Origin of the sequence: Sphingobium sp. (genome assembly GCA_035196065.1) — a bacterium.
Classification (GTDB): Bacteria; Pseudomonadota; Alphaproteobacteria; order Sphingomonadales; family Sphingomonadaceae; genus Sphingorhabdus_B; species Sphingorhabdus_B rara.
On sequence record CP136575.1, the window covers coordinates 2,285,430 to 2,308,141 of the forward strand.

At 56.2% G+C, this 22,712-nt stretch carries 26 protein-coding genes and 1 tRNA gene; 20 read left to right on the forward strand and 7 right to left on the reverse strand.

Going from position 1 to position 22,712, the window contains the following annotated elements; translation table 11 throughout:
• The first annotated feature begins 4 nt into the window (after nt 1-4).
• Genes ccoN through ccoS form a run of 8 tightly spaced genes read left to right on the forward strand, consistent with a single transcriptional unit; the run spans nt 5 to nt 7,691 of the window.
• Entirely contained in the window at nt 5-1,663 is a 1,659-nt protein-coding gene (gene ccoN / locus RSE16_10925; GenBank protein ID WRH75216.1) for a cytochrome-c oxidase, cbb3-type subunit I, read from the forward strand.
• A 12-nt stretch (nt 1,664-1,675) separates the two neighbouring features.
• On the forward strand, nt 1,676-2,425 hold the full coding sequence (gene ccoO, locus RSE16_10930) for a cytochrome-c oxidase, cbb3-type subunit II (protein ID WRH75217.1): 750 nt from the start codon (nt 1,676-1,678) through the stop codon (nt 2,423-2,425).
• Nucleotides 2,422-2,592, forward strand: a complete 171-nt coding sequence (locus RSE16_10935; protein WRH75218.1) for a cbb3-type cytochrome c oxidase subunit 3 — start codon at nt 2,422-2,424, stop codon at nt 2,590-2,592. Before ccoO ends, RSE16_10935 begins: the two co-directional genes overlap by 4 nt.
• Nucleotides 2,573-3,505: a cytochrome-c oxidase, cbb3-type subunit III gene (gene ccoP, locus RSE16_10940; protein ID WRH75219.1), complete on the forward strand. Its 933-nt coding sequence runs from the start codon at nt 2,573-2,575 to the stop codon at nt 3,503-3,505. The genes RSE16_10935 and ccoP overlap by 20 nt, the downstream gene beginning before the upstream one ends.
• On the forward strand, nt 3,492-4,949 hold the full coding sequence (gene ccoG / locus RSE16_10945; GenBank protein ID WRH75220.1) for a cytochrome c oxidase accessory protein CcoG: 1,458 nt from the start codon (nt 3,492-3,494) through the stop codon (nt 4,947-4,949). The genes ccoP and ccoG overlap by 14 nt, the downstream gene beginning before the upstream one ends.
• Nucleotides 4,946-5,413, forward strand: a complete 468-nt coding sequence (locus RSE16_10950) for a FixH family protein (GenBank protein ID WRH75221.1) — start codon at nt 4,946-4,948, stop codon at nt 5,411-5,413. Before ccoG ends, RSE16_10950 begins: the two co-directional genes overlap by 4 nt.
• Complete coding sequence (locus tag RSE16_10955) at nt 5,410-7,539, forward strand: heavy metal translocating P-type ATPase (protein WRH75222.1); 2,130 nt, start codon at nt 5,410-5,412, stop codon at nt 7,537-7,539. The genes RSE16_10950 and RSE16_10955 overlap by 4 nt, the downstream gene beginning before the upstream one ends.
• Complete coding sequence (ccoS, locus tag RSE16_10960; protein ID WRH75223.1) at nt 7,536-7,691, forward strand: cbb3-type cytochrome oxidase assembly protein CcoS; 156 nt, start codon at nt 7,536-7,538, stop codon at nt 7,689-7,691. The genes RSE16_10955 and ccoS overlap by 4 nt, the downstream gene beginning before the upstream one ends.
• A gap of 391 nt (nt 7,692-8,082) precedes the next feature.
• Here ccoS and RSE16_10965 read toward each other — a convergent pair whose 3' ends face one another.
• Both RSE16_10965 and RSE16_10970 read right to left on the reverse strand, forming a co-directional pair.
• A complete protein-coding gene (locus RSE16_10965) occupies nt 8,083-8,751 on the reverse strand; it encodes an OmpW family outer membrane protein (protein WRH75224.1) in 669 nt (222 codons plus the stop codon).
• A 24-nt stretch (nt 8,752-8,775) separates the two neighbouring features.
• Complete coding sequence (locus RSE16_10970) at nt 8,776-8,967, reverse strand: DUF2892 domain-containing protein (GenBank protein WRH75225.1); 192 nt, start codon at nt 8,965-8,967, stop codon at nt 8,776-8,778.
• A 108-nt stretch (nt 8,968-9,075) separates the two neighbouring features.
• On the opposite strand from RSE16_10970, the gene hemN reads away from it, so the two are divergent.
• From hemN to RSE16_11020, 10 genes are all read left to right on the forward strand, one after another.
• On the forward strand, nt 9,076-10,398 hold the full coding sequence (gene hemN / locus RSE16_10975) for an oxygen-independent coproporphyrinogen III oxidase (GenBank protein ID WRH75226.1): 1,323 nt from the start codon (nt 9,076-9,078) through the stop codon (nt 10,396-10,398).
• 124 nt (nt 10,399-10,522) lie between these two features.
• Entirely contained in the window at nt 10,523-11,656 is a 1,134-nt protein-coding gene (locus tag RSE16_10980) for a transglutaminase-like cysteine peptidase (GenBank protein WRH75227.1), read from the forward strand.
• A gap of 290 nt (nt 11,657-11,946) precedes the next feature.
• A complete protein-coding gene (locus tag RSE16_10985) occupies nt 11,947-12,651 on the forward strand; it encodes a hypothetical protein (GenBank protein WRH75228.1) in 705 nt (234 codons plus the stop codon).
• A 164-nt stretch (nt 12,652-12,815) separates the two neighbouring features.
• On the forward strand, nt 12,816-13,106 hold the full coding sequence (locus tag RSE16_10990; protein ID WRH75229.1) for a hypothetical protein: 291 nt from the start codon (nt 12,816-12,818) through the stop codon (nt 13,104-13,106).
• A 5-nt stretch (nt 13,107-13,111) separates the two neighbouring features.
• Nucleotides 13,112-13,531, forward strand: coding sequence for a hypothetical protein (locus tag RSE16_10995; GenBank protein ID WRH75230.1), 420 nt, complete (start codon nt 13,112-13,114; stop codon nt 13,529-13,531).
• A 99-nt stretch (nt 13,532-13,630) separates the two neighbouring features.
• Nucleotides 13,631-13,858, forward strand: a complete 228-nt coding sequence (locus RSE16_11000) for an AlpA family phage regulatory protein (GenBank protein WRH75231.1) — start codon at nt 13,631-13,633, stop codon at nt 13,856-13,858.
• Nucleotides 13,858-14,574: a hypothetical protein gene (locus tag RSE16_11005; protein WRH75232.1), complete on the forward strand. Its 717-nt coding sequence runs from the start codon at nt 13,858-13,860 to the stop codon at nt 14,572-14,574. Before RSE16_11000 ends, RSE16_11005 begins: the two co-directional genes overlap by 1 nt.
• Complete coding sequence (locus RSE16_11010; protein ID WRH75233.1) at nt 14,571-16,094, forward strand: AAA family ATPase; 1,524 nt, start codon at nt 14,571-14,573, stop codon at nt 16,092-16,094. Before RSE16_11005 ends, RSE16_11010 begins: the two co-directional genes overlap by 4 nt.
• Nucleotides 16,095-16,307: 213 nt before the next feature.
• On the forward strand, nt 16,308-16,628 hold the full coding sequence (locus tag RSE16_11015; protein WRH75234.1) for a hypothetical protein: 321 nt from the start codon (nt 16,308-16,310) through the stop codon (nt 16,626-16,628).
• Nucleotides 16,629-16,761: 133 nt separating this feature from the next.
• A complete protein-coding gene (locus tag RSE16_11020) occupies nt 16,762-17,097 on the forward strand; it encodes a hypothetical protein (protein ID WRH75235.1) in 336 nt (111 codons plus the stop codon).
• Between the two features lie 455 nt (nt 17,098-17,552).
• Here RSE16_11020 and RSE16_11025 read toward each other — a convergent pair whose 3' ends face one another.
• A complete protein-coding gene (locus RSE16_11025; GenBank protein ID WRH75236.1) occupies nt 17,553-18,278 on the reverse strand; it encodes an NAD-dependent deacylase in 726 nt (241 codons plus the stop codon).
• 92 nt (nt 18,279-18,370) lie between these two features.
• On the opposite strand from RSE16_11025, the gene RSE16_11030 reads away from it, so the two are divergent.
• Complete coding sequence (locus tag RSE16_11030) at nt 18,371-18,685, forward strand: hypothetical protein (GenBank protein WRH75237.1); 315 nt, start codon at nt 18,371-18,373, stop codon at nt 18,683-18,685.
• A 328-nt stretch (nt 18,686-19,013) separates the two neighbouring features.
• On the opposite strand, the gene RSE16_11035 is transcribed toward RSE16_11030, so the two are convergent.
• Nucleotides 19,014-19,103 (reverse strand) — tRNA-Ser (locus RSE16_11035).
• Between the two features lie 149 nt (nt 19,104-19,252).
• Between RSE16_11035 and hspQ the strand changes: the two genes are divergently transcribed.
• Nucleotides 19,253-19,585 (forward strand): heat shock protein HspQ, encoded by a 333-nt coding sequence (gene hspQ / locus RSE16_11040; GenBank protein WRH75238.1) that lies wholly within the window; start codon nt 19,253-19,255, stop codon nt 19,583-19,585.
• 3 nt (nt 19,586-19,588) lie between these two features.
• Here hspQ and RSE16_11045 read toward each other — a convergent pair whose 3' ends face one another.
• From RSE16_11045 to RSE16_11055, 3 genes are all read right to left on the reverse strand, one after another.
• Nucleotides 19,589-20,605: an SO2930 family diheme c-type cytochrome gene (locus RSE16_11045; GenBank protein ID WRH75239.1), complete on the reverse strand. Its 1,017-nt coding sequence runs from the start codon at nt 20,603-20,605 to the stop codon at nt 19,589-19,591.
• Nucleotides 20,605-21,801, reverse strand: a complete 1,197-nt coding sequence (locus tag RSE16_11050; GenBank protein WRH75240.1) for a parallel beta-helix domain-containing protein — start codon at nt 21,799-21,801, stop codon at nt 20,605-20,607. Before RSE16_11050 ends, RSE16_11045 begins: the two co-directional genes overlap by 1 nt.
• 90 nt (nt 21,802-21,891) lie before the next feature.
• Nucleotides 21,892-22,590 (reverse strand): amino acid racemase, encoded by a 699-nt coding sequence (locus RSE16_11055; GenBank protein WRH75241.1) that lies wholly within the window; start codon nt 22,588-22,590, stop codon nt 21,892-21,894.
• Nucleotides 22,591-22,712: the final 122 nt, after the last annotated feature.

Sequence of the window (22,712 nt, forward strand, 5' to 3'; positions counted from 1 at the left end):
TTTTATGGAACAGATATTGGCACGTGGCGGCGCGTGGCTTGCCGCCGCATTTCTTGCTCTTTTGGCAATGGCCGCAACAAACGACTGGGCGTTTTCCGTCCACATGGCGATTGTCGCCATTGCGGCAATGCTGGCCCTTTTGGGGTCAACCAGCGGTTTTGACTTTGTTACGCAGCGCTTCCCTGCGCTCTCGCCGCAAAAGGCCTCCACCTATGATGACGATCTCATCCGCTGGGGCGTCATCGCCACGATTTTCTGGGGGCTAGCCGGGTTTCTCGCCGGGCTCTTAATCGCGTTACAGCTCGCCTTCCCGGCGCTCAATTTCAATCTTGAATTCACCACTTTCGGACGCTTGCGGCCACTGCACACATCTGCGGTGATCTTTGCGTTCGGAGGCAATGCGCTGATCGCCACCAGCTTTTACGTGGTGCAGCGCACGTGCCGGGCGAGGCTCGCCTTCCCCAGCCTCGCCCGGTTTGTCTTCTGGGGCTATCAGCTCTTCATCGTGCTCGCCGCCACCGGTTATCTGCTCGGTGTCAGCCAGGGCAAGGAATATGCAGAGCCCGAATGGTATGTCGATCTGTGGCTGACCATAGTCTGGGTCTCCTATCTGGCGGTATTTGTCGGCACGTTGGTAAAGCGCAAGGAACCGCACATCTATGTGGCCAACTGGTTTTACCTCGCCTTCATCCTGACCGTGGCTATGCTGCATGTCGTCAACAACCTGTCGCTGCCTGCAAGCCTTGTCGGCACGCAAAGCTATAGCGTGTTTGCAGGCGTACAAGGCGCGCTAGTGCAATGGTGGTATGGCCATAATGCGGTCGGATTTTTCCTGACCGCAGGCTTTTTGGCCATGATGTATTATTTCGTCCCCAAGCAGGCGGAACGGCCGGTTTACAGCTATCGCCTGTCAATCATCCACTTCTGGTCGCTGATCTTCCTCTACATCTGGGCCGGGCCGCACCACCTGCATTACACCGCCCTGCCTGATTGGGCGCAGACGCTGGGCATGGTGTTTTCGATCATGCTGTGGATGCCCAGTTGGGGCGGCATGATCAACGGCCTGATGACGCTGAACGGTGCATGGGACAAGATCCGCACCGATCCAATCATCCGCATGTTCGTGATGAGCTTGGCCTTCTACGGCATGTCGACCTTCGAAGGGCCGATGCTGTCGATCAAGGCCGTAAACAGCCTGTCACACTATACCGACTGGACGATCGGCCATGTCCACTCCGGCGCGCTGGGTTGGAACGGCATGGTCACCTTTGCATGCCTTTACTACCTCGCACCCCGCCTGTGGAACCGCCAACGCCTTTACTCGCTGCGCATGGTCAACTGGCACTTCTGGCTCGCCAGCGCCGGCATCGTTTTCTACGCCGCCGCAATGTGGGTATCGGGCATCATGCAAGGCCTGATGTGGCGCGAATATGGGGCTGACGGTTACCTCGTCTACTCCTTCGTCGAAACGGTCGACGCCATGTTCCCGATGTATCTGATCCGCGCTTTTGGTGGCCTGCTGTATCTGATTGGTGCCCTGGTGATGACGGTCAACATCTGGAAGACCATCATTGGCGGCCCGCTGCGCGAAGAACTGCCGATGACTGAAACCCCCCACAATCCCGAAGCGGACCGCCCGGCGGTTGCCGTGCCTGCCGAATAAGGAGCGATAGCAATGGCGTTACTCAACATCGACCATGGCAAGCTGGAACGCAACGTTGCCCTGCTTGGCCTGTTCGCGCTGATCACGGTGGCGATTGGGGGCCTTGTTCAGATCACCCCGCTTTTCTGGATAGATTCAACCATCGAAAAAGTGGACGGGATGCGCCCCTACACCCCTCTCGAACAGGCAGGTCGTAACATTTATATTCGCGAGGGCTGCTATGTTTGCCACAGCCAGATGATCCGTCCCTTTCGGGATGAGGTCGAGCGCTATGGTCCCTATAGCCTCGCGGCCGAGAGCATGTACGATCACCCCTTCCAATGGGGATCGAAACGTACCGGCCCCGATCTTGCCCGCGTTGGCGGACGTTATTCGGATGAATGGCATCGCATGCACCTCAAGGACCCGCGCAGCGTGGTCCCGGAATCTATCATGCCACCTTATGCTTTCATGGCCGAACGCGATTTGGATACAGGCGATATGTCGGTCCAGTTAAAAGCGCTGAGCCATGTGGGTGTGCCCTACAGCAAGGAAGCCATTGCAGAAGCCAATGCCGATCTGCGGGCACAGGCCGATCCCAATGCCGACAGCGCTGGCCTTACAAAACGCTATGCGAAGGTTCAGGTCCGCGATTTTGACGGAGATCCTTCGCGGATCACCGAAATGGACGCCCTTATCGCGTATCTGCAGATGCTGGGGACGCTGGTCGATCACAAAAAAGCGGCAGCGCAGCAAGTGCGCAACGCGGAGGTGACGAAATGACCTACGAAACCGCACGCCACCTTGCCGACAGTTGGGGACTTTTATTCACCATGCTCCTTTTCGTGGGGCTTGTCGGATGGACATTCCGCAAAGGGGCAGGTCGCGTCCATCACGACGCCGCCAACATGATCTTCAAGGAAGACGACAATGGCCAAGACACACACTGACAGCGACAAACGCATCGACCAGCCTACGGGCACCGCATTTGTCGGGCATGAATGGGATGGGATTGAGGAACTCAACACACCCCTCCCCCGCTGGTGGCTGTGGACCTTTTATCTGACCATCATCTGGTCGCTGGCCTATGTCATCCTCTACCCAGCCTGGCCGCTGATCCATGGCGCGACCGAAGGCGTCCTCGGCTGGACCAGCCGAAGCCAGTTCGCCGATGAAATGGTCAAAGCCGACGCCAAGCGTGCGCCATTGGTCAATGCTCTGGCGGCAATGCCGGTGGAACAACTGGTCGCCGACCAGAAACTATATCAGGGCGCCGTTGCTGGCGGTGCGGCCGCGTTCAAGGTGCATTGCGTCCAATGCCATGGATCAGGCGCGTCGGGATCAAAAGGCTATCCCAACCTGAACGACGACGATTGGCTGTGGGGCGGAGACATTGCAGCGATCGAATATACTTTGCTGCACGGCATCCGCAATCCAGATCATCCCGAAACCCGCGCATCGGCCATGCCCGCCTTTGGGGGGATACTCGCGCCTGCAGAAATCTCGGCTGTCGTCAGCCATGTGCAATCCCTGTCCGGCAAGGCAAAACCGAATACACAAGGGGCCCAGTTGTTCGCCACCAATTGCGCATCGTGCCATGGCGTCGATGGCAAGGGTCTGCGCCAATTTGGTGCACCCAATCTGACCGACAATATCTGGCTTTACGGCGGCAATCCGGCAACGATCACACAAACCGTCCGCCTCAGCCGCCAAGGCGTGATGCCGCGCTGGAACGACAAACTTGATCGGGCGACGATCAAGATGCTTGCCGCCTATGTCCACTCACTGGGCGGCGGTGAAGCCGTGCCGCCCCCCGTCGTCGCTGCCAAAAGGGAGGCGAATGGGGCCAATGGCCAACCTTGAAGATCTGACAGGCCTTAGCGATCCTCTCTACGAAGCGCGCAAGGGCGTTTATCCAAAGGCGGTCGACGGTTTCTTTCGCCGGTTCAAATGGGCAATCATGGCAGTCACGCTTGCCATTTATTATGTCACGCCATGGATACGATGGGATCGGGGTCCCTACGCCCCCGACCAAGCCGTTCTGGTCGATATGGCCAATCGTCGTTTCTACATGTTCAATATCGAAATCTGGCCGCACGAATTTTATTATGTCGCCGGACTTCTGATCATGGCCGGTGTCGGCCTGTTCCTGGTCACCAGCGCTGTCGGGCGCGCATGGTGCGGCTACGCCTGTCCGCAAACCGTCTGGACCGATCTGTTCCAGCATGTCGACCGCTTTGTCGACGGGGATCGCAACGCCCAGATCCGCTTGAAAAATGCGGCATGGGGCCCGGAAAAAATCGCAAAAAGGCTGACCAAATGGGTGATCTATCTGTTCATCGCCTTTTGGACCGGCGGCGCATGGATCATGTATTTTGCAGATGCACCAACGCTGACCCGGGATTTCTGGTCCGGCAATGCTGCACCGGTGGCCTATGCCACGGTCGCCGTACTGACTGCCACAACCTTCATTTTCGGCGGCTTCATGCGCGAACAAGTTTGCATCTATATGTGCCCCTGGCCGCGCATCCAAACCGCCATGATGGACGAAAAGTCGTTGATCGTCACCTATCGCGATTGGCGCGGCGAGCAGCGCGGCTCGGTCAAAAAGGCCGAGGCACAACCCGGCGAATTTGGTGACTGCATCGATTGCAACCAATGCGTCGCAGTCTGCCCGACCGGAATCGACATTCGCGAAGGACCCCAGATCGGCTGCATCACGTGCGCCTTGTGCATTGATGCCTGCGACAAGGTGATGGAACAGGTTGGCCGTCCGCGCGGCTTAATCGACTATCTGACGCTGGACGATGTCGCGACCGAAAAGGCGGGCGGCAAGGCACAGTCTGTCCTCAAAACCCTCTTTCGCGCGAGGACGCTGGTCTATTTCGGGATCTGGAGCGCAATTGGTCTCGCCATGCTGTTCACGCTCGGGCAACGGACCCGGCTGGACCTTACTATTCAGCATGATCGCAACCCCTTGTTCGTCCAGCTTTCGGACGGGGCGATCCGCAACAACTACACCGTCAAAGTTCGCAACATGGAAACCCGTCCCCGGGAAGTAGAACTGGTGATCAAGGGACTGCCCGATGCGGTCGCTTGGACCACAAACGGCAGCCGCGAAACTGCATCACATAGGGTGAAGGTCTCGGTCGCACCGGACAGCGTGCAAAAAGTAAGGCTGTTCGTGGCGGCCCCCTCTGCCGGCCCTGCCCGCACCGACTTTGAAATCGAGGCAATCGCTCTCACCGGCAATGAGCGGGGCGATAGCGACAGCGTGCGTTTCGAACGGCCGGAGAATAAACAATGATCCAAATGACCCCCAAACCCTTTACCGGATATCATATGGCGGCGATCCTGATCGGATTTTTCGGCATTGTGATCGCCGTCAATATTTACATGGCAAAACAAGCAATTGGCAGCTTTGGCGGCACGGTCGTCGACAATAGCTATGTTGCCAGCCAACAATATAATGGCTGGTTGGAACAGGCCGATCGCGAAGCGAAGCTGGGCTGGACGGCAACGGTTACCAAATTCGACGATGGACGGATTTCGGTCATGGTCAGCGACCATGGCGTACCCGGCAAGGATTTTGTCGTGCGCGCCAAAGCCGAACATCCGCTGGGCCGGACCCCCGCGCGCAATTTGCAATTCCAGCCGGACGAAATCGGCCGCTATGTTTCGCTTGCCCCCGTGCCGGACGGGCGGTGGCTGCTGCAGGTCAAGATCAGCCGTGATGGCAACCATTACAAAATGATCGCGGACGTGCAATGAACGCCCCGCCCCCACCCGCAGCAATAACGGCATTGCCGGAAACATATTTCGCGATCCCGGGAATGCGCTGCGCTGGCTGCATTTCCAAACTGGAAACAGGCTTGCCGCAGGTTGCAGGGATTGTCGCCGCACGGGTCAACTTCACATCGAAGCGCATAACAATCAGCCATTTGCCCGAAACCACCATTCCCGACATTCAGCGGGCGATTGCCTCGCTGGGTTTTGAATCGCAGCCCTTGGGCAACGAAATCACCGCCCTTTCTGACAATAGCAGCCGCGACCTGCTGAAAGCCATGGCTGTCGCCGGTTTTGCCATGATGAACATCATGCTGCTGTCAGTATCGGTCTGGTCGGGAGCAGATGGCGGCACGCGCGATCTGTTCCACTGGCTTTCAGCGCTGATCGCTTTGCCGACCATAGCCTATTCAGGGCAGCCCTTTTTCCGTTCAGCATGGGGTGTGCTGAAACATCGCCGCACCAATATGGACGTGCCGATCAGCATCGGCGTTGTCTTGACAACGGCGCTGTCGCTGCACGAAACCTTTGTCAGTGGGCCACACGCCTATTTCGACGGTGTAGTGATGCTGCTCTTCTTCCTGCTGACTGGCCGCTGGCTGGATAGCGTGATGCGCGATCGGGCCCGCGACGGGGTCACCGCATTGCTGAAACACAAGGCAGCGGGCGCGCTAGTCCTTTCCTCCGACGGCACCTCCAACTGGGTGGCAGCCGATGCGCTCCGCACCGATATGGTCATGCTCCTGGCCGCCGGTGAACGGCTTGCGGCCGATGGTGTCGTCACCAAGGGAAGATCGCATTTCGATCTCGCGCTGTTGACCGGGGAATCGACGCCTGTGACGGCAAACGAAGGCGATGCGGTTTATGCCGGCACACTCAATATCGATATGCCGGTTGAAATCCGGATCACCGCTGCGGGGGCCTCAACTGTGCTCGCCGATATTGCCCGGATGATGGAAGATGCCGGCCAATCCAAATCGCGTTATGTGCGGATCGCCGACCGCGCCGCGCGCTGGTACGCGCCGGCCGTCCATCTTTTGGCTTTGCTGAGTTTTGCAGGCTGGATGCTTGCCGGTGCCGGATGGCACCAATCGCTGCTGATAGCCGTCGCCGTGTTGATCATCACCTGCCCCTGCGCGCTTGGCCTTGCGGTTCCCGCGGCGCAGATCGTCACCGCCGGTGCATTGATGAAACGCGGCATATTGGTGAAGGACGGTTCGGCGCTCGAACGACTGGCAGAGGTTGACCGCGCCCTGTTTGACAAAACCGGAACCTTGACGGTGGGTCGGCCCGAAATGGTCAACCTCGAAACTCTCCCCGTCGCCGACAGACCCATGGTGCTGGCGTTGGCGCGGGCAAGCCGGCACCCGCTAAGCCAGGCGATACGCCGCGCGTTGGAAGCCAAAAGCGAGGCCGCCGCAGCATTGAACGACATTCGCGAAATTGCAGGACATGGCATGGAGGGATTTGCCGGTATAGAAAAGGTTTGCCTGCAACGTCCGAACACAAGCGGCACCGACCCATCGCTTGCGGTACAATATATGCGTGGTTCATGCCCTATCGCGCTGCTGAAGTTTGAAGACCGGCTTCGCCCCGATGCTTTGGACAGCCTGCGGCAATTGCACGATCTAGGGATTGATAGCAGCATCGTCTCGGGCGATCGGGCAAATGCAGTGCAACCTGTCGCCCACGCGCTTGGCCTGACGGCGCAAACCGGCATGCACCCCCAAGACAAGCTCGACACGATCGAAAGACTGCGTGCAGCGGGCCACAAGGTGCTGATGATCGGTGATGGATTGAATGATGGTCCAGCGCTTGCTGCAGGCCATGCCTCGATGGCACCGGCTTCTGCGAGCGATGCGGGCCAGAACGCCGCGGACGCCGTTTTCCTGGGCGACAGCCTTTCCCCTATCCCTATTGCCGTTCGGGCGGCCCGCGCAACACAACGGATTGTACGGCAGAATTTCATCCTCGCAATCGGCTATAACATAATCGCAGTGCCGTTGGCCATTGCGGGCCTTGTCACGCCCCTGATCGCCGCGCTCGCAATGTCCGGTTCGTCGATCATTGTCGTCGGCAATGCATTGCGCTTGAAAGGGGCCGCAAAATGACCGGAATAGCGTTACTGATCCCGATCGCACTCGGCCTTGGCCTATTGGGTCTCGGCGCCTTTTTCTGGTCTTTGAAAAGTGGCCAGTTTGATGATCTGGACGGCGCAGCGCTTCGGATCTTGATCGATGATGATGGCCCCGCCGATGTTTGAACAGGGGACGCAACTTTTAGTCGCCCTGATATCCAGCCTGGCATTGGCAGCGCCTGCCCCGGTGGCAGGACAAGGCCGGATGATGATCGTGCCAACCTGCATGGGCGGGAGCAGCCGCATCGATATTCCAGCCGATCCGTCGATGCCGACGGGGCATGAATGCTGCAAGAAAGGCTGCCACGCAGCCGGCGACCGGCGTAAAAAACAACAGGGCCAAAACGAAGGCTGCTGTTGAATCACCAGAAGCTTAGCTGGATTTCAGTTGCCCCAGTCTTTCATAGGCAAAGTGACTTTGCCTGCCGCCCAAATGCGCGGCCCATTAGAACCGTTCTGCCCAAAAAAGAGGCGGGACTTACGTCCCGCCCCAGCTGGAGGAGCTGTTATCCCAGCGTCAGAGCTTGAAGCCGACGCCTACGCCGAACACGAATGGATTGATGTCCACGCCCACGCGTTGAATGCCAGCAGCGGTGGTGCGCAGCCGTGCATTGGTATCAAGGTCGATATATTTGACGTCGAGGTTCAGGAACATCTTCTCGTTCAGATCAATATCGATCCCGGCCTGCGCGGCCCAGCCAAAGCTGCTCGAAAGATTAACATTTGTCTGGCCGACTGCAGCCTCAAGGCCGTTCGACGCTTTTTCCTTGTAGAACAAAGTCCAGTTGACCCCGGCACCCACATAGGGGCGCGCCTTGGCTTCGGGCGCAAAATGATATTGCAGCGTTAACGTAGGCGGCAGCACCCAGGTAGAGGCCAGCTTGCCGATGGTACCGGTCGTGCCGGTAGTGCCTGAAATGCTGTGCTTGGTCGTCGCTGCGATCAGTTCAACGCCGAAATTGTTGGTCAACATATGCGTGATGTCGACTTCGGGAGCGACGGCATTGTTGACGCTGACCGTTTCGGCCGGAAATGCGGGCGTAATGCCGGTCGAGTCTTCATTCGGCGCCACCATGATGCCACGGACGCGAATGAAGGTGTCGCCAGCTTCGGCCATCACCGGGGTTGCCGCCATGCCGGCGAGCATCAGAGAAAGGGCGGAGAGGGCTTTTGACTTACTGCTCATATCATACTCCCTGTGAGCGTTTGTTCATGCTTTTCCGCATGTGTTGACGCCGATCAGCCGATAGAGAGGGCACCAACGAACCAGCCCGGTCAAAAGGGGCACAAGCCCGATCCAACCCCATGCTGTTTTCGGCCCAACGAAGACCAGAGCAATCAGCACCACACCCAAAATGATGCGTGCAATCCGGTCGGCATTTCCGATGTTGGCATTAGCCATTTGGGTTCTCCTGCGTCTTGATCGACACAGGCTTATTCAGCGCTGCAGCTCAGCATTGCATTGACCTCGATCAATGATTTTACCGCTGCAGCAACGACAAGGGGCGTCATGTGGCCATATTATCCAGACCTCCTGTCACGGCAGGTGCCTCGCTATACCAGCTATCCCACAGCTGCCGAGTTTCATGATGAGGTCGGGGAGGCTGCAATGGAAGATGGCCTCGCAAAGGTGAAGGTCGGCACCGGCGTATCGCTCTACGCCCATATTCCATTCTGCGAAAAGATCTGCTGGTATTGCGGATGCAACACTGGCGCGACCGGACACAAACAGCGGCTCGACAGCTATCTGACCGCGCTGGAAAAAGAGATTGAAACGGTTGCTGGGCTATTGAATGGCCGTGCCATGGTTAGGCGGCTTGCCTTTGGCGGCGGCAGCCCCAACGCTATCTCTCCCGTCGATTTTGTCCGCCTGTGCGACCGTATCCAGACATTGCTCAAACCCGATTATGAAGAAGTGTCGATCGAGGTTGATCCGCGCAATTTCAACGCCGAATGGGCATTCACCCTTGCAGCTTGCGGCCTCACCCGCGTCAGCATGGGGGTGCAAAGCTTTTCCAACCACATCCAGCGCGCCATCGGCCGCATCCAGCCAAAGGAACTGATGGCGCAGGGTGTTGCCGATCTGCGCCGAGCCGGCATCGACGCAATCAATTTCGACCTGATTTACGGCTTACCCGGCCAAACACTCGCCGATCTGGAAGATACACTCACCGAGACACTGGCGCTGCGTCCAAGCCGGATCGCACTGTTCGGCTATGCCCACTTACCCCATATGATCCCGCGCCAGCGCCGGATCGACGGCAGTCAGTTGCCCGGTTTGCATGAACGCTTCGAAATGGCAGCGCTCGGCTATGGCTATCTGACCGCTGCCGGATATGTGCCGATCGGTTTTGATCACTTCGCGCTTCCCGAAGACGCACTCGCCATAGCCGCAGCAGAACAAAGGGTGCATCGCAATTTTCAAGGATTTACGGATGATACCCACGATATTCTTGTCGGACTGGGTGCCAGCGCGATCAGCCTTTTTCCTGATCGCATCGTACAGAATGAAAAGAATAATGGCCTGTACCGGTTACGGACCCATGCGGGCCGACCGTCGGCGTCACGCGGCATATTCCTGACCAGCAACGATCGGGAACGCGCCCGGTTGATCGAAGGCATATTGTGCGAAGGCCGCAGCGGCCCGATAGCACCAGAATTGATCGCAGAGGTGACCCCTGCCCTTAAGATTTTTATCGAGCGTGGATTGATCGACCTTGGCAACGAAGGCATCATATTGACTGATCGCGCGCGCCCCTATGCCCGCACCATCGCCGCTAGCTTTGACGCTTTCCGCAGCGCGCAGCCTCGTCCGGCCAGCCTCGCGGTTTAACTTCAAGCGGGCACGTCAATCGCGGCTGTCGCCGTTGCAAATCGGTTAAACCGAAGTGCTTTGTCGTTAACCATTTGCAGGCACCGAATCGCTAACCCTTCCGGGGTATATGTAGTGGATGGCTATGGTCCATCCTCGCCGGCGCAGCCCTTCCTTTTGGGGCGATCATCGGGCAGTTATTGCTCTGGTTGCTGCGGCATTCATAAGCCTGCCTGCCCAGGCGATGGCGCAGTCGACCGATCTTTCGGCAAACGGCATTTCGACGGATCGCTGCAATCTTCCGCTGCCTGCCCTGCCGGCACAGATAGCGATATCGCCGCTTGGCAATGTTGAACCAGCTGCGAGCCCTTGGTCGGCAAGCAATGTCGAAACCACATCAGGCGGCCAGTTCAGCAGGCTGGACCAAATGCGGCTTGCTCAAGCTGGCAGATCCTCAGTTTCCATAACGGCACCCGCAGTTGCGATTGCACCGACAGGGTTGCCCCAGACGGCTCGTAATGCATGCTCGCAAACGTCGGCATTGCTGCTCCGGCCTACCTCTGCAACGACGATAGCGGTTCCGGAAAATGCCATCCTGGGTTCAATGTCGATTGCGATAGAGAGCACACCGTTCGATCAAAAATGGTCGGCGGTAAACGCAAAGCGAGGCAGCACAAAAGTAGCGCGCCTGTTGGGCACCACCGGCGCACCTCGTGTCAGCGGATTGGCCGCGCAGGTCGAAGCCGTGAACCGCTGGGTGAACCGCAACATCGAATTTGGCGAAGACCGGGACATTTATGGCCGCGCCGATTATTGGGCGACTGCCAGCGAAACATTGCAGCGCGGTGCCGGCGATTGCGAAGACTTTGCCATTGCCAAGATGGAACTGCTCTCCGCGCTCGGCATAAAGCGAGACAAGATGCGGCTGGTAGTTGCGCGCGACCTTGTCAGAAATGCTGATCATGCGGTGCTGGTGGTGACATTGGCAGATCGTTGGGTGATGCTCGACAATATGACGGACCGCCTGCTCGATGCACAGCAAGCCAATGACTACCGCCCGATCATGTCGTTCAGCCAAAACGGCAAGTGGCTCCACGGCTATACCGATCCACCGACCCCGCCGGTCCGGATGGCGACAAACGACAATATCGATCGCCCTTCGGTGAAGAAACCGGGCAATGTCTGGACGCTGGTTACGCCGCGGCCATCGCCGATTTTCTCACTAACCCTGCTCAGCGTTCGATCAGCATTCCCGACCTGGATCTTTGCCAGAGTTTGAGCCGTTGACCGACGGCTTCCGTGCAGAGGATGGAGAAGAATGGCGGAGAGGGAGGGATTCGACTATTCCGCACCCTATATCACTGAATTTGCGTTGTTTCTTCTTTGTTGATTGAGTGCTTTCCGTACCACTTTTCCGTACCCTTCACAAGCGGGGAAACGGGGCTAGCCACCAAACACCACATATAGCTAGAGAACCGGCTGCACCCCAAACTGTACGCTATTGCACAGAGAACCAGCTGCACCCCAAAACCCACTCTATTGCACAGATACACCGGCTGGGCTGGGAGCATGTCGCCGAACACCCCCTATTGCACAGAGAACCGGCTGGGCTGGGAGCATGTCTCGACCAGCGGCAAGCGGCGGGAGTTAGGCATCGGGTCAGCACGAGTAGTTGGCTTAGCAGATGCCCGCACTTTGGCCGCCGAAGCCTTCAGGCTTATTTCTAGCGGGATTGACCCCAAAGATCAGCGAGATGCGGAGAAGCATAACCGCTTAGTTGGACTGAAACATAAGCTGACCTTTGAACAGGTGGCTTCCCAATGCATCGCCGCAAAGCAGCACGAGTGGAAAAACAAAAAGCACCAGCACCAGTGGAGCGCTTCGCTTGAAACCTACGTGTATCCGGCGTTGGGTAAGGTTCCAGTCGACCAGATTACGATGGAGCAGGTGCTCGCTGTTCTCGAACCCATCTGGATGACGAAAACAGAAACAGCGACCCGTGTCAGGCAGCGCATCGAGACGGTTCTTGATTGGGCAAAGGCCCGCAAACTGCGGTCAGGCGATAACCCTGCGTCATTAAAGGGCGGATTGGGCCAATTGCTGCCCAAGGCTAGCAAGATCGCGAAGGTAAGACACCAGCCAGCCCTACCATATCAGCAGATACACGCCTTTGTGCAGGCGCTGCGGGCCAAGAACGGGATTAGCCCCAAAGCCTTTGAGTTCTTGATACTAACTGCTGCGCGTTCCGGTGAGGTGCTGGGCCAAATGGGATGAAATCGATCTTGCCGCAAAGGTTTGGACCATACCTGCGGAGCGCATGAAAGCTGGTCGCGAGCACCGCATTCCCCTTAGTGCAAGGGCGGCAACTATCATTCAGGAAATGCTGGCAGGTCGGCAGTGTGATTTCGTGTTCCCTGACCCAAGCGGCAAAAAAAGGCATGTCGAACGGCGCATTGCTTGCGGTCATTAAAGGAATGCCCGACTACGCAGCATATGTGCCACATGGGTTCCGCTCAACGTTCCGGGACTGGGCTGCTGAGACCACCAACTTTGCGAACGAGACCCTCGAACTGGCATTGGCACACTCAATCCGTGACAAGAGCGAAGCGGCGTATCGTCGGCAAGACCAGCTAGAAAAGCGTGCCAAGCTAATGGAGCAGTGGGCAGGCTACATAGCGCACAATCCCTACGATGCGAAAATGGTCCTTTTTCGAAACCAAAGAGGTTAACACTGATGGCCCGCCGTCCTAATCGAAAGTCGGATCTTCCTTACAAACGTCAACTTACTGCCCTTGCGGATAAGCTTGACGCTTCGAGCCTCTCAGATGCAGAAAAGTTGCAAATCAGCGGTCTTCTAAGAAAGCTGGCTGCCGGACGTACTGTGGATGACGGATTGGGTATCATCCCCAGTCCGGGGCGACCCGAAACTGCTGATGTGTTTCAACGCGCTTGGGATGTCGCCATACTCTCTAACCCGAAAGAGCATTGGGGTGGGGGTCTCTCCATTGAGGAAGCAATCCAGCAGGTCGCAGACGCGCACTGTTTGAGTGTACATACCGTCGAGGAAAACTGGAAAACTTGGGAAGCTCGAGCGATACGAGATTTCGTGAGGCGTAATGTGGTCAATCCGCTGGAGCTACCATTTGGAGATTAATTTTCCGGGGGGGGGACGACGTCAGACAATTTCCCCCCGCGATTTGCGGCATAAACCCGAACAAAATGCAGACCTCTTTAACTGTTAAAGGATCTGAAGATGTTCGAAGTTACTGCCGTAAATCCTCCTTCTATGCGGGTGATCCGGCCTTCTGAAGCTCGCGATCGTGTGGGCGTTAGTCGCGCTAAGTTTGCGGACATGGTCGCCAAGGGGCAATTTCCTAAACCGTTTACTATCATCCCCGGCGGCCGTGCTGTTGGTTGGCTCGAGCGTGATGTCGACGCGTGGATCATGGATCGTTGCGCTTCAACGCAGGAGGCGGTGTAATGATCTGGCCGATTTCAGAGACGCAGCAGCGTAACGGCATGATTGAAGGCTGGGGTGTCTTGGCGGTTGGTCAGGATAATCCCATCCATCTTCGTGCAATTTGGGGTAAGGGTGTTCCTGATCCTCAGCCCATTAAGAACATCACGTTTACAGCGACGAGATATCCAAGCTTGGTAGACCGTCAGCGCGCTTTTGAAGATAGGGCGCTTTTGCTCAATCAGCAGGGCTATAACGTCTACACCTGCTTCAACCTCATCAGCCCCGAATTCCGGGGGGATGAGCAAAACGGCCTGTCTGTAAAGGACGCTGACATCATTGGCCGCCGTTATCTTCTGGTGGATTTCGATCGCGCAATGACTAGCCAGCCTGCTACCGACGATGAGATCGATGAGATATTCAAAGTGGCGTACGAGCTAGAGAAAGATGCGTTTTTTAGCAAAGGCCTTAACCCCCTAACGGTGAACTCGGGCAACGGCGTGCATATTTACCTTCCTGTCGACTTGCCGAACGACGATGCGAGCAAATTGCTTTGTCAAAAGATGCTGCAAGCAATGGCCCGCAAGTATGACACTGATAATGTGAAGGTCGACACGGGGGTGTTCAACGCGTCCCGCATCACGAAGATGCCCGGTACTATCGCGCGTAAGGGTATCGAGGCGCCCGACGATACTGGCATCCATGAGCGCTACTATCGTATGGCATCGGTGTTGTCATGAAGCCGTTGTCCCCTGAGGAATTCCAGCAAATGCTGGATGGCTATCAGTCGCAGGGATTAGGGAACGGGGGCGCAGTTACTGCGCCCCCTAGTACTTTGCCCGCTGCAAAACCGCTTTCGGCACTTGGTCGCATGTTTGCAAACTCGAGCAAGACGGATGTTGCTATTCTTGAAGACGCACTTTCCTTCGTTTCTTCCGATGTTGAGCGTGGGAATGGCTACATTTTCGGGCCAGATGGTCAGCCTGTCGTTGGCTACTGGTTCGGTGTTATGCTCGCGGCTCGTCGTGAATACGGAGATGCAGCAAAAGAAGTGATGCGCAGCTGGTCGCAAACAAGCCCTCGCTATACCGATGATGGCTTTGAACACGCTTGGAAACAGTTCGATCCGAACCACAAAAAGCCAATTACTATCGGCTCATTGTTCATGCTCGCTAAGTCCAAGGGTTGGCTGGGGAAGGCGCCTGCGCCCTCCGTACCTTCTGTGCTGCCCCCGAGTGGCTCCCGCTTCCGTCTTCTCGACCGTGCAGCAATCATGGCCATCCAGCCGATCCAGTGGCGCGTAAAGGGGTTGCTGCCAACTACGGGCATCGCCGCAATCTTTGGTCCGAGCGGTTCAGGTAAGTCGTTTCTGGCCAAGGACCTCGGGGCATGCATTGCATTGGGCCAAGACTGGTTTGGGCATCGGACAACGCCGTGTGACGTCACTTACGTTATGCTTGAAGGTGAGGGAGGGTTGCGTAACCGTGTAGAGGCTTGGGAGGCGCACAATGGCAAGCGCCTGCCTTTCGGCTTCAAAGCCATGCCTCAGCCTTTCCAACTGGCCGAGCCGGAACAGGTCGATGAGCTTGCCGCGCTCCTTCCTCCATGGGGCGTTGTGATCATCGACACTTTTAACCGAGCAGCACCGGGGTTGGACGAAAACTCTAGCCAAGACATGGGCCGCATTCTTGCGGGCATGAAGCGTCTACAGGAAATCACAGGAGGGCTGGTATTGGTTGTTCACCATACCGGTAAAGATGCATCTAAGGGAATGCGCGGCCATAGCTCTCTGCTTGCTGCACTAGACGGCTCCATCCAGGTGGAACGCAATGCTACCAGCCGCTTCTGGTCTGCTGCGAAGGTTAAGGATGGTGAAGATGGCAAGCAGGTTGCCTTCCATTTGCACCGTGTGGTGCTGGGTACCGACGCAGACGGTGATGAAATCAGCAGTTGTGCTGTGGGTCCTGATACCGGTGCGATCTTCCGTAAGCCTGAACCTAAAGGTCAAAGTCAGAGGCTTGCTCTCTCAACTATACGGCGTTCGCTGAGCACCTCATCCGATACCGGACAGGCTGGGTGCGATACACAGACACACTGCATCAAAGTCGAGGATGCCATCGCTGGCGTCGCATTCACGCTGACAACTAAAGCGTCCAACAAACGGACTAATGAAGCTCGGCGGCTTGTCACCGCCTTAACCTCAGGGGGCTACTTGCAATCTGGCATTGACGGCAGTGGAGAGGCTTGGCTGTGGCAGTGAACGAGTGTCCAGAAAAAGGTGTCCAAAGTCCAACCCCTATAGGGGGTTTGGACTTCTTGGACTTGGACCGCTTGAAAAAATATCCAGAAACTAAGGTTTTGGACTTTTTGGACACCCCCCGACTCTGTTCGTGCTTTGATGAGGTCAGCGAACAATTCAACTAGTCCCCGTCCAGGACGCACCTCGGCAGATGTAATGTAAGAAATCAGACCGATGCCCCTTCCAAACATCCTCTCCGGCAAAACAAAACGCTGTAAAGCCAAGTGCAAGGCACGGGGCGACCAATGCCGCAACCCAGCCGCTTATGGAATGATGGTCTGCCGCTATCACGGTGCTCGTAAGCCGGAAACTATCACGCGAGGCAGCGAGCACTGGAATTTCCAAAACGCAGGCCAAACGAAGCCTGAACGTCAGGAGCGCCATGAGATGGCGGTTTTTTTCCACGAGACTGAAGAGCTGATGTTCGCACTCAGAATGGTGGCACCGGGATCGACCCGGACAATGGGAAGGAAGCCAGTAAAACGCAACGCATGACGAAGACCGGCTATAAGTCGCTCCAGAGGGTTCAGATCCGTATGTCTTCGACTGAAGATAGGCATTGATCCATCAGTCTTACCAGCTAAAATCAAACTTCGAATAATGAGAACGAAATTGGGGGTATTGTTAAATGGCAGAAGACATAGACGTTGCGATCGTTCTGACATTATTGCCATTACTTTTGGGATTTTTAGCTTACCACTATCAGATGCGGTCAGATGACGGCAGATGGCGCAAAAGAAAATATTTCGCTTTAGGCTCCGCAATAGGTTTGGTTTGGGGGCTGTCTAGCTTACTGAAAGAGTACGTCGAACTTTGGTATCGCTTTGATGAACTGTCAGTTTCGGCTGCTAGTGAAGCGTTCTTATTCATCACACTTTTTGTCGTCCTTTTTGCCGCAATATTCGGAGGAATTGGCTATGCCATTGGCATCGTCATGGACCGAACCAAAGGACCAAAAGTCTGATTAGAGAACACGCCTTGTCAAAGGCGCTTGACCTCGCAAACGAGGACATCCTAGATTAGATACAGGTCTAGGCCCGTTAGACAGGATTACAGTGATGTCGGTTATTATAAGCTGGGTTTTCGCCCTTTTTTCGGGACGCTTCATTTTTAGACGGCTATATCGCAAAGATAAAGGCCATTCGGTTGTAAGATACTATACAGTCGGCGCATTTTGCATTTCTTATGTTCTTACGTTTGCTATGTATGTCTTTCCAGCGCTAGTATTCGGGATATCCATCCCGACGCGCAGTGATGCAAGCTACGAAGCGAGCGTAATGGCTAGCCTATCTATTTTTGTTTTCATGGCGTTAATTTTTACGCTTTTCGGCTTCGGTTTCGGAAAATTGAAGGAAAAGTTTGGAGAAGATAGGCGGAGGGATTGACGCTTACTCGCGAAGCAAGGCTGAGATTACAACACTATCTTGCAGTGTATTCAGTCAAAACAGCGCCTATTTTATTAGAGACCCATACAAAAACAGTCTTTCCCGCCGCTCCTAGATGACAGTTATCAAAGTAGGCGCTTCCCTTAGTTAGCTGGACATCAAAAAGATGCGTCTCGGCGCCATGGGCCTTTGCGATTTCAACGAAACCTGCAGCAGGATAAACCGTTCCTGAAGTACCAATAGCCGCGAACAGATCGCATTTCTCCAACGCCTCTTCAATCTGGCGCATATGTCGTGGGGCCTCTCCGAAAAGCACAATATCGGGACGAAGCGCGTCGCGTTCGCATACTGGGCACGCTCGATTGCCTTCCAGCCTACCGTACCTTGGACCTTGCCAACCGCACTCCATGCAGAAAGTGGAATTGAGTTGGCCGTGCATGTGGATTACACACTCCGACCCAGCACGTTCGTGCAGGTCGTCCACGTTTTGCGTCACCAACAAGAATTGACCCTTGCCAGCTTTCTGCCAATGCCGTTCAAGCTTCGACAAGGCATTGTGTGCTGGGTTTGGCTCGGCTCGCGCGTTATCTGCTTTTCGTTCGTCGTAGAAAGCGCAGACTGCATCTGGATTGCGTTCGAGAGCATCCGGGGTGCACACATCTTCAATACGGTGACCATTCCAAAGACCGTTATTACCTGTAAATGTTGCAAGCCCGCTTTCGGCAGATATGCCTGCGCCCGACAGTATGACTATATTCATCCGGCTTTGATGGCTGACACCCCCTCTTTGCGCAACAAACTTGTCCAAACACGTGAGTATCTACATATTGCAATCACCAGAAGGCGATTGGAGTGGCTGAACGTGGGGAAAGTCAAATGATGTCAAAAAAATTCGTCACGGTTTCCGTTTTCTGCATTGTTGCCTCTGCTTGTTCAGGTGGAACGAAAGAGGAATGCGCCCGATGGATTCTCGAAAAATCCGATATACTTAATACACCAGAATTATACGATCACTGGCTGAAAGCTTGCCAGGACGCTGGTGGCGCAAAAAATATCGAAAGTGCTATTCTCTCGATGCCCAAAGAGAAGCCCAAAGAAGATGTCTGCGTCGTCTTCGATTCAGGACAACCCGAAGTGGTTGAGTGCGAAGGTCAGAACAAAAAGTAGTTTGCATTGTGGTATACTTTTAGGATGCACGAGCATTGCAAACGTCTGAACCAAAGCAACGGTACCAAGCGCGGCTAACTCCGAAGCCAATTCCAGCGGTTGTGGTACTTAATCGGCAGCGCACAATAACATGCACCAAGGAACTGTGGGTCCCATACACAAGAAACGGGGGTGCCACCCCGGTGGGGTCTGGCTGGTCAGGTTTTTACGTGGGGGTGGGGGCGCCGTTTAGTGCGAAGCGCGCGCCGCCTAGCCGTCGCACAAAGGTGGGTAGAAAGGTGGGTAAGATTCCCTAGCGATCCATATGATATTGAAATTATTGGGTATATGGCGGAGAGGGAGGGATTCGAACCCTCGGTACGATTACTCGCACAACGGTTTTCGAGACCGCCCCGTTCGACCACTCCGGCACCTCTCCGCACATGTCATGGGCTTGGTCTTGGCCATTCTCAGGCCTGCCCGTGCGACAGAGCGCGGCCATTAGCGAATGATTTGCACTTTGCCAAGCGGTAGCTTGCACAAAAGCGGAAAGGTCACGATATTGGGAGCATGACACCGAGTCCCCCAATGCCCGAGATTGCAGAAGCGCGTTTTTCAATTGGCGAAGTGGTGCGCCATCGCATCTTTGATTTCCGCGGTGTTGTTTTCGATATCGATCCGGTCTTCGCGAATAGCGAGGAATGGTATCAGGCGATCCCCGAAAGCGTGCGGCCATCCAAGGAACAGCCCTTTTATCATCTGTTCGCGGAAAATGCCGAGAGCAGCTATATCGCCTATGTCAGCCAGCAAAACCTGCTGCCTGATGCCGAAAACGGACCCGTAAACCATCCATCAATCGAAGGTTATTTCGAATCCTGGGGCGGAGGGCGGTATCGTCTGCCGGCCATGATGCGGCAATAGCCATCACCCCGGCGGCATAGCCCTTATCCATTGTTCTAGAAGGGCAACGCCTTCGTCATGGACGCTGGCGCGGCCTAGTTCGGGCATGGCAATGCCGGGGTCAGTGCTTTTCATCCGATAGATCAGGATCGACCGTTCGGGATGGCCCGGATCAATCGCAAAATCGAAATTGCCCGCACCCCTGCCCGCAGCCACCGGGCGCTTGCCGATGCCTAACGAGGCCGGCGAACCTAGATGGTCGTCATAAAACAGCCCGGAATTGGAGGCAGAGCCACTGGGTTTGTGGCAATGACCGCAATTGACGCGCAGATAGGCGCGCGCGCGCGCATCCACCGTTCCCGATTTTGGATCATCCCATTTCGCCTCTAGCGGCCGTGGAGGTAGCGGCGTCAGGGCGCGTAAGGCAAAGGCCGCTTCTGCCTTTTGGCTTTGAAACGATAGGTTCGACCAGACAGGGCCGACCGGCATCAACTGATCTTTCGAGGAATGGCATTGTTTGCACTGGTTTTTATTGGGCACCGCATAGTTGATCGCCATTGCTGTGCCATCGGGCTTTTTGAACGCCACCGGCTTGCGCGCACCGCCAAGCTTTAACTCGGCGTCACTGCCATCATCTTTCCAGACATAAGGCAGCGCCACCCAACCATCCGCACGATGCAACAGCAAGCGTGTCTCGATAATCTTCAGCCGGCCTGCGGCATCATGATAGCCAAAGCTTTTGATCAGCGCGCTGCCGACCGGAAATTGCAGGCGGCCATCGCTAGCGATGCTATAGGACGCGCCAGGTGGCAGATAGAGGAAGCGCTGCTTTTCTGCATAGTCGGTGAAAAGCGGCGTGCGCAGCGCATAGGGCAGCAGTGCTGGCGAGGGCCGGTCTGCGCCGCCGGTGAAAAACCCGAATTGCGACAATAAGGGCGGATATGCAGGCGCGGTGATCGCCGCCGTATCAATCGCCGCCGGCTTCCCCTTTACCGATACCGACAGCGCAAGGCAGGCAAGCGCAGCGAGCAGCAAACGCATTAACGAACCGCGGCCTCCATCGATTCCGGCAGGACGATCCGGGGCAATTCGGCCGGAAGGTCGCTGCTTGCCGCCAGCATCGCAGGCTGCGCGCTTTCGGGAGAGGCCGCAAGATCAGCAAGGCCCAGCGAGAGCACAGGAACAGTATCAGCAACCATCGGCTTGGCCGCATCGCCGCCTGCACCATCCCAGAAAATCGGAGGCAGACTTCCGCCGAGTGCGGCTGCTATCTGCGCGCTGCCCGGAAATTTCGGATCATATCCAGCCTTGTCATGCTGATTGCCCCAAATCGCGACGCCCTTTGCGATCGGATCATAATTGGGGTCCTGTTGCGGATAGCGATAGCCAACGACCATCACATTGGCGGTACCATTCTGGCCGAGCATATTGTCGAAGACATGCACATTGCGGTTGGCCATCACCATCACGCCGGTGCCGGTTGGGACATTGGCGACAATATTGCCCTTGGGCGCGAAATTGGGTGTCGAGTTATCAACCACGACATTTTCAAAAATCCGGACATTGCGACCGCCCATTTGCGGCAGGTTCGGCAGGTCAAACACCAATATGCCGCCGGTATTGCGGGTTGCCAGATTGTCATAGACGTCAGCGTCATAGCTGTTTTCAATCTCTATCCCGGCGACATTTTCCATCGCGACCGAATTGCGGACGATGATGTTGCGCGACTGCCCGACATAGATGCCGGCATCCGACGCGCCACGCACCAGCACGCTATCGACCAGCACGTCGCGGCTTTCGACCGGATAAATGCCATAGGCACCGTTGGTTTCCTTGGGCCCGCCGGTCCATTCGACGCGCAGTTGGTAATAGACAATCCGATCAGCACCCTTGGATTTGATCCCATCGCCCTTGCTGTTCTCAACGGCGAAATCGCGCAGGATCACATCGTCGGATGTTACCAGCAACCCTTCACCGGCACCCAACTGCCCCGTAAAATCAAGGATAGTCTGCCCGCTACCCTGCCCGCGCACGGTAACCTTTGGCACATCGAGCGAAAGCCCGTCGGTTAACTGATAGCGACCGCTGCCAAGCTCAACCACATCACCGGGTTCGGCGGTGATCAGCGCTTCCTGCAGCCGCGATTGTGCATCAGGCCCGGGGGCAACGGCAATGGTTTTGGCCGCAAGCGGCGACGAAATCGTTGCAAGGGCCGCAACGCTGGCCAAGATCCTCATCCTCATGCGCCAAGGATGCCCGATGAAATCAAGATTGCCAAGAGCCATGCGGCACTAGAACAAGGATGGTCACGATAGTGTGGCCATTGCCTAGGGCGCGTCGCCGAAAATCCAGTCTACGCCGGCATCCGCATGGATTTCCGCGCTGTCATAAATGGGTAGGACATTGGCTTTGGTATCAACAATCATACCCAATTCGGTGCAGCCCAGTACTACGGCATCCGCACCATCCTTATCGATTTCGGTGATCATCGTTTTCAATGTGCGTTCCGAATTGCGCACGGCCTGCCCGGCCATCAATTCTTCATAGATGATCCGCTCCAGCTCGGCGACGTCATTGGCTTCCCATGGCAAAAGCGTGACGCCATGTTTGACGAGGCGTTGGCGATACCAACTTTCGGCCATGACATTGCGCGTACCGATCAACGCCGCGCTTTCAACCTTGTTGGCCTTCATCTTCACACCAACCGCATCGGCGATATGGAGCACAGGCACGGACACCGAAGCCGCCACCCGGTCATGCACTTTGTGCATGCTGTTCGCGCCGATCAGGATTGCGGTTGCGCCGCCATCCTGCAATCTTTTGGCCGAAGCGACCAGCACGTCGCCGACCCGATCCCAATCCTGCTCGGTCGTAGCCCGCGCAATGTCACAGAAATTAAGGTTGTCGAGGATCATGGGCGCGCTGCACATCGCGTTGGCCCGGCGCTGCACCTGTTTGTTGATCCGGCGGTAGTAAAATTCTGTCGAATACCAGCTCATGCCGCCGATCAGACCGATTTTGCGCATTTTCCAACCATCCTTCAAAACAAGATCGCCGCCCCTGCAAAGGCTGGTGCCCATCACGTCCACGGCTTGAACCGAAGGGCGAGATAGGCTCCAGCCTTCGCTGGAGCGGCGTATTGCTCAAT

What these genes read in the sequence shown, in the direction of transcription:
- RSE16_10955 (WRH75222.1), top strand. Translation starts at nt 5,410, where the DNA reads ATGAACGCCCCGCCCCCACCCGCAGCAATAACGGCATTGCCGGAAACA.
- ccoO (WRH75217.1), top strand. Translation starts at nt 1,676, where the DNA reads ATGGCGTTACTCAACATCGACCATGGCAAGCTGGAACGCAACGTTGCC.
- RSE16_10970 (WRH75225.1), bottom strand. Translation starts at nt 8,967, where the DNA reads ATGGCTAATGCCAACATCGGAAATGCCGACCGGATTGCACGCATCATT.
- ccoN (WRH75216.1), top strand. Translation starts at nt 5, where the DNA reads ATGGAACAGATATTGGCACGTGGCGGCGCGTGGCTTGCCGCCGCATTT.
- hemN (WRH75226.1), top strand. Translation starts at nt 9,076, where the DNA reads ATGTGGCCATATTATCCAGACCTCCTGTCACGGCAGGTGCCTCGCTAT.
- RSE16_11005 (WRH75232.1), top strand. Translation starts at nt 13,858, where the DNA reads ATGATCTGGCCGATTTCAGAGACGCAGCAGCGTAACGGCATGATTGAA.
- hspQ (WRH75238.1), top strand. Translation starts at nt 19,253, where the DNA reads ATGCCCGAGATTGCAGAAGCGCGTTTTTCAATTGGCGAAGTGGTGCGC.
- RSE16_11015 (WRH75234.1), top strand. Translation starts at nt 16,308, where the DNA reads ATGCCCCTTCCAAACATCCTCTCCGGCAAAACAAAACGCTGTAAAGCC.
- ccoG (WRH75220.1), top strand. Translation starts at nt 3,492, where the DNA reads ATGGCCAACCTTGAAGATCTGACAGGCCTTAGCGATCCTCTCTACGAA.
- RSE16_10985 (WRH75228.1), top strand. Translation starts at nt 11,947, where the DNA reads ATGTCGCCGAACACCCCCTATTGCACAGAGAACCGGCTGGGCTGGGAG.
- ccoP (WRH75219.1), top strand. Translation starts at nt 2,573, where the DNA reads ATGGCCAAGACACACACTGACAGCGACAAACGCATCGACCAGCCTACG.
- RSE16_10935 (WRH75218.1), top strand. Translation starts at nt 2,422, where the DNA reads ATGACCTACGAAACCGCACGCCACCTTGCCGACAGTTGGGGACTTTTA.
- RSE16_10990 (WRH75229.1), top strand. Translation starts at nt 12,816, where the DNA reads ATGTCGAACGGCGCATTGCTTGCGGTCATTAAAGGAATGCCCGACTAC.
- RSE16_10980 (WRH75227.1), top strand. Translation starts at nt 10,523, where the DNA reads ATGGTCCATCCTCGCCGGCGCAGCCCTTCCTTTTGGGGCGATCATCGG.
- RSE16_10965 (WRH75224.1), bottom strand. Translation starts at nt 8,751, where the DNA reads ATGAGCAGTAAGTCAAAAGCCCTCTCCGCCCTTTCTCTGATGCTCGCC.
- RSE16_11045 (WRH75239.1), bottom strand. Translation starts at nt 20,605, where the DNA reads ATGCGTTTGCTGCTCGCTGCGCTTGCCTGCCTTGCGCTGTCGGTATCG.
- RSE16_10950 (WRH75221.1), top strand. Translation starts at nt 4,946, where the DNA reads ATGATCCAAATGACCCCCAAACCCTTTACCGGATATCATATGGCGGCG.
- RSE16_11055 (WRH75241.1), bottom strand. Translation starts at nt 22,590, where the DNA reads ATGCGCAAAATCGGTCTGATCGGCGGCATGAGCTGGTATTCGACAGAA.
- RSE16_11020 (WRH75235.1), top strand. Translation starts at nt 16,762, where the DNA reads ATGGCAGAAGACATAGACGTTGCGATCGTTCTGACATTATTGCCATTA.
- RSE16_11010 (WRH75233.1), top strand. Translation starts at nt 14,571, where the DNA reads ATGAAGCCGTTGTCCCCTGAGGAATTCCAGCAAATGCTGGATGGCTAT.
- RSE16_10995 (WRH75230.1), top strand. Translation starts at nt 13,112, where the DNA reads ATGGCCCGCCGTCCTAATCGAAAGTCGGATCTTCCTTACAAACGTCAA.
- RSE16_11000 (WRH75231.1), top strand. Translation starts at nt 13,631, where the DNA reads ATGTTCGAAGTTACTGCCGTAAATCCTCCTTCTATGCGGGTGATCCGG.
- RSE16_11025 (WRH75236.1), bottom strand. Translation starts at nt 18,278, where the DNA reads ATGAATATAGTCATACTGTCGGGCGCAGGCATATCTGCCGAAAGCGGG.
- ccoS (WRH75223.1), top strand. Translation starts at nt 7,536, where the DNA reads ATGACCGGAATAGCGTTACTGATCCCGATCGCACTCGGCCTTGGCCTA.
- RSE16_11050 (WRH75240.1), bottom strand. Translation starts at nt 21,801, where the DNA reads ATGAGGATCTTGGCCAGCGTTGCGGCCCTTGCAACGATTTCGTCGCCG.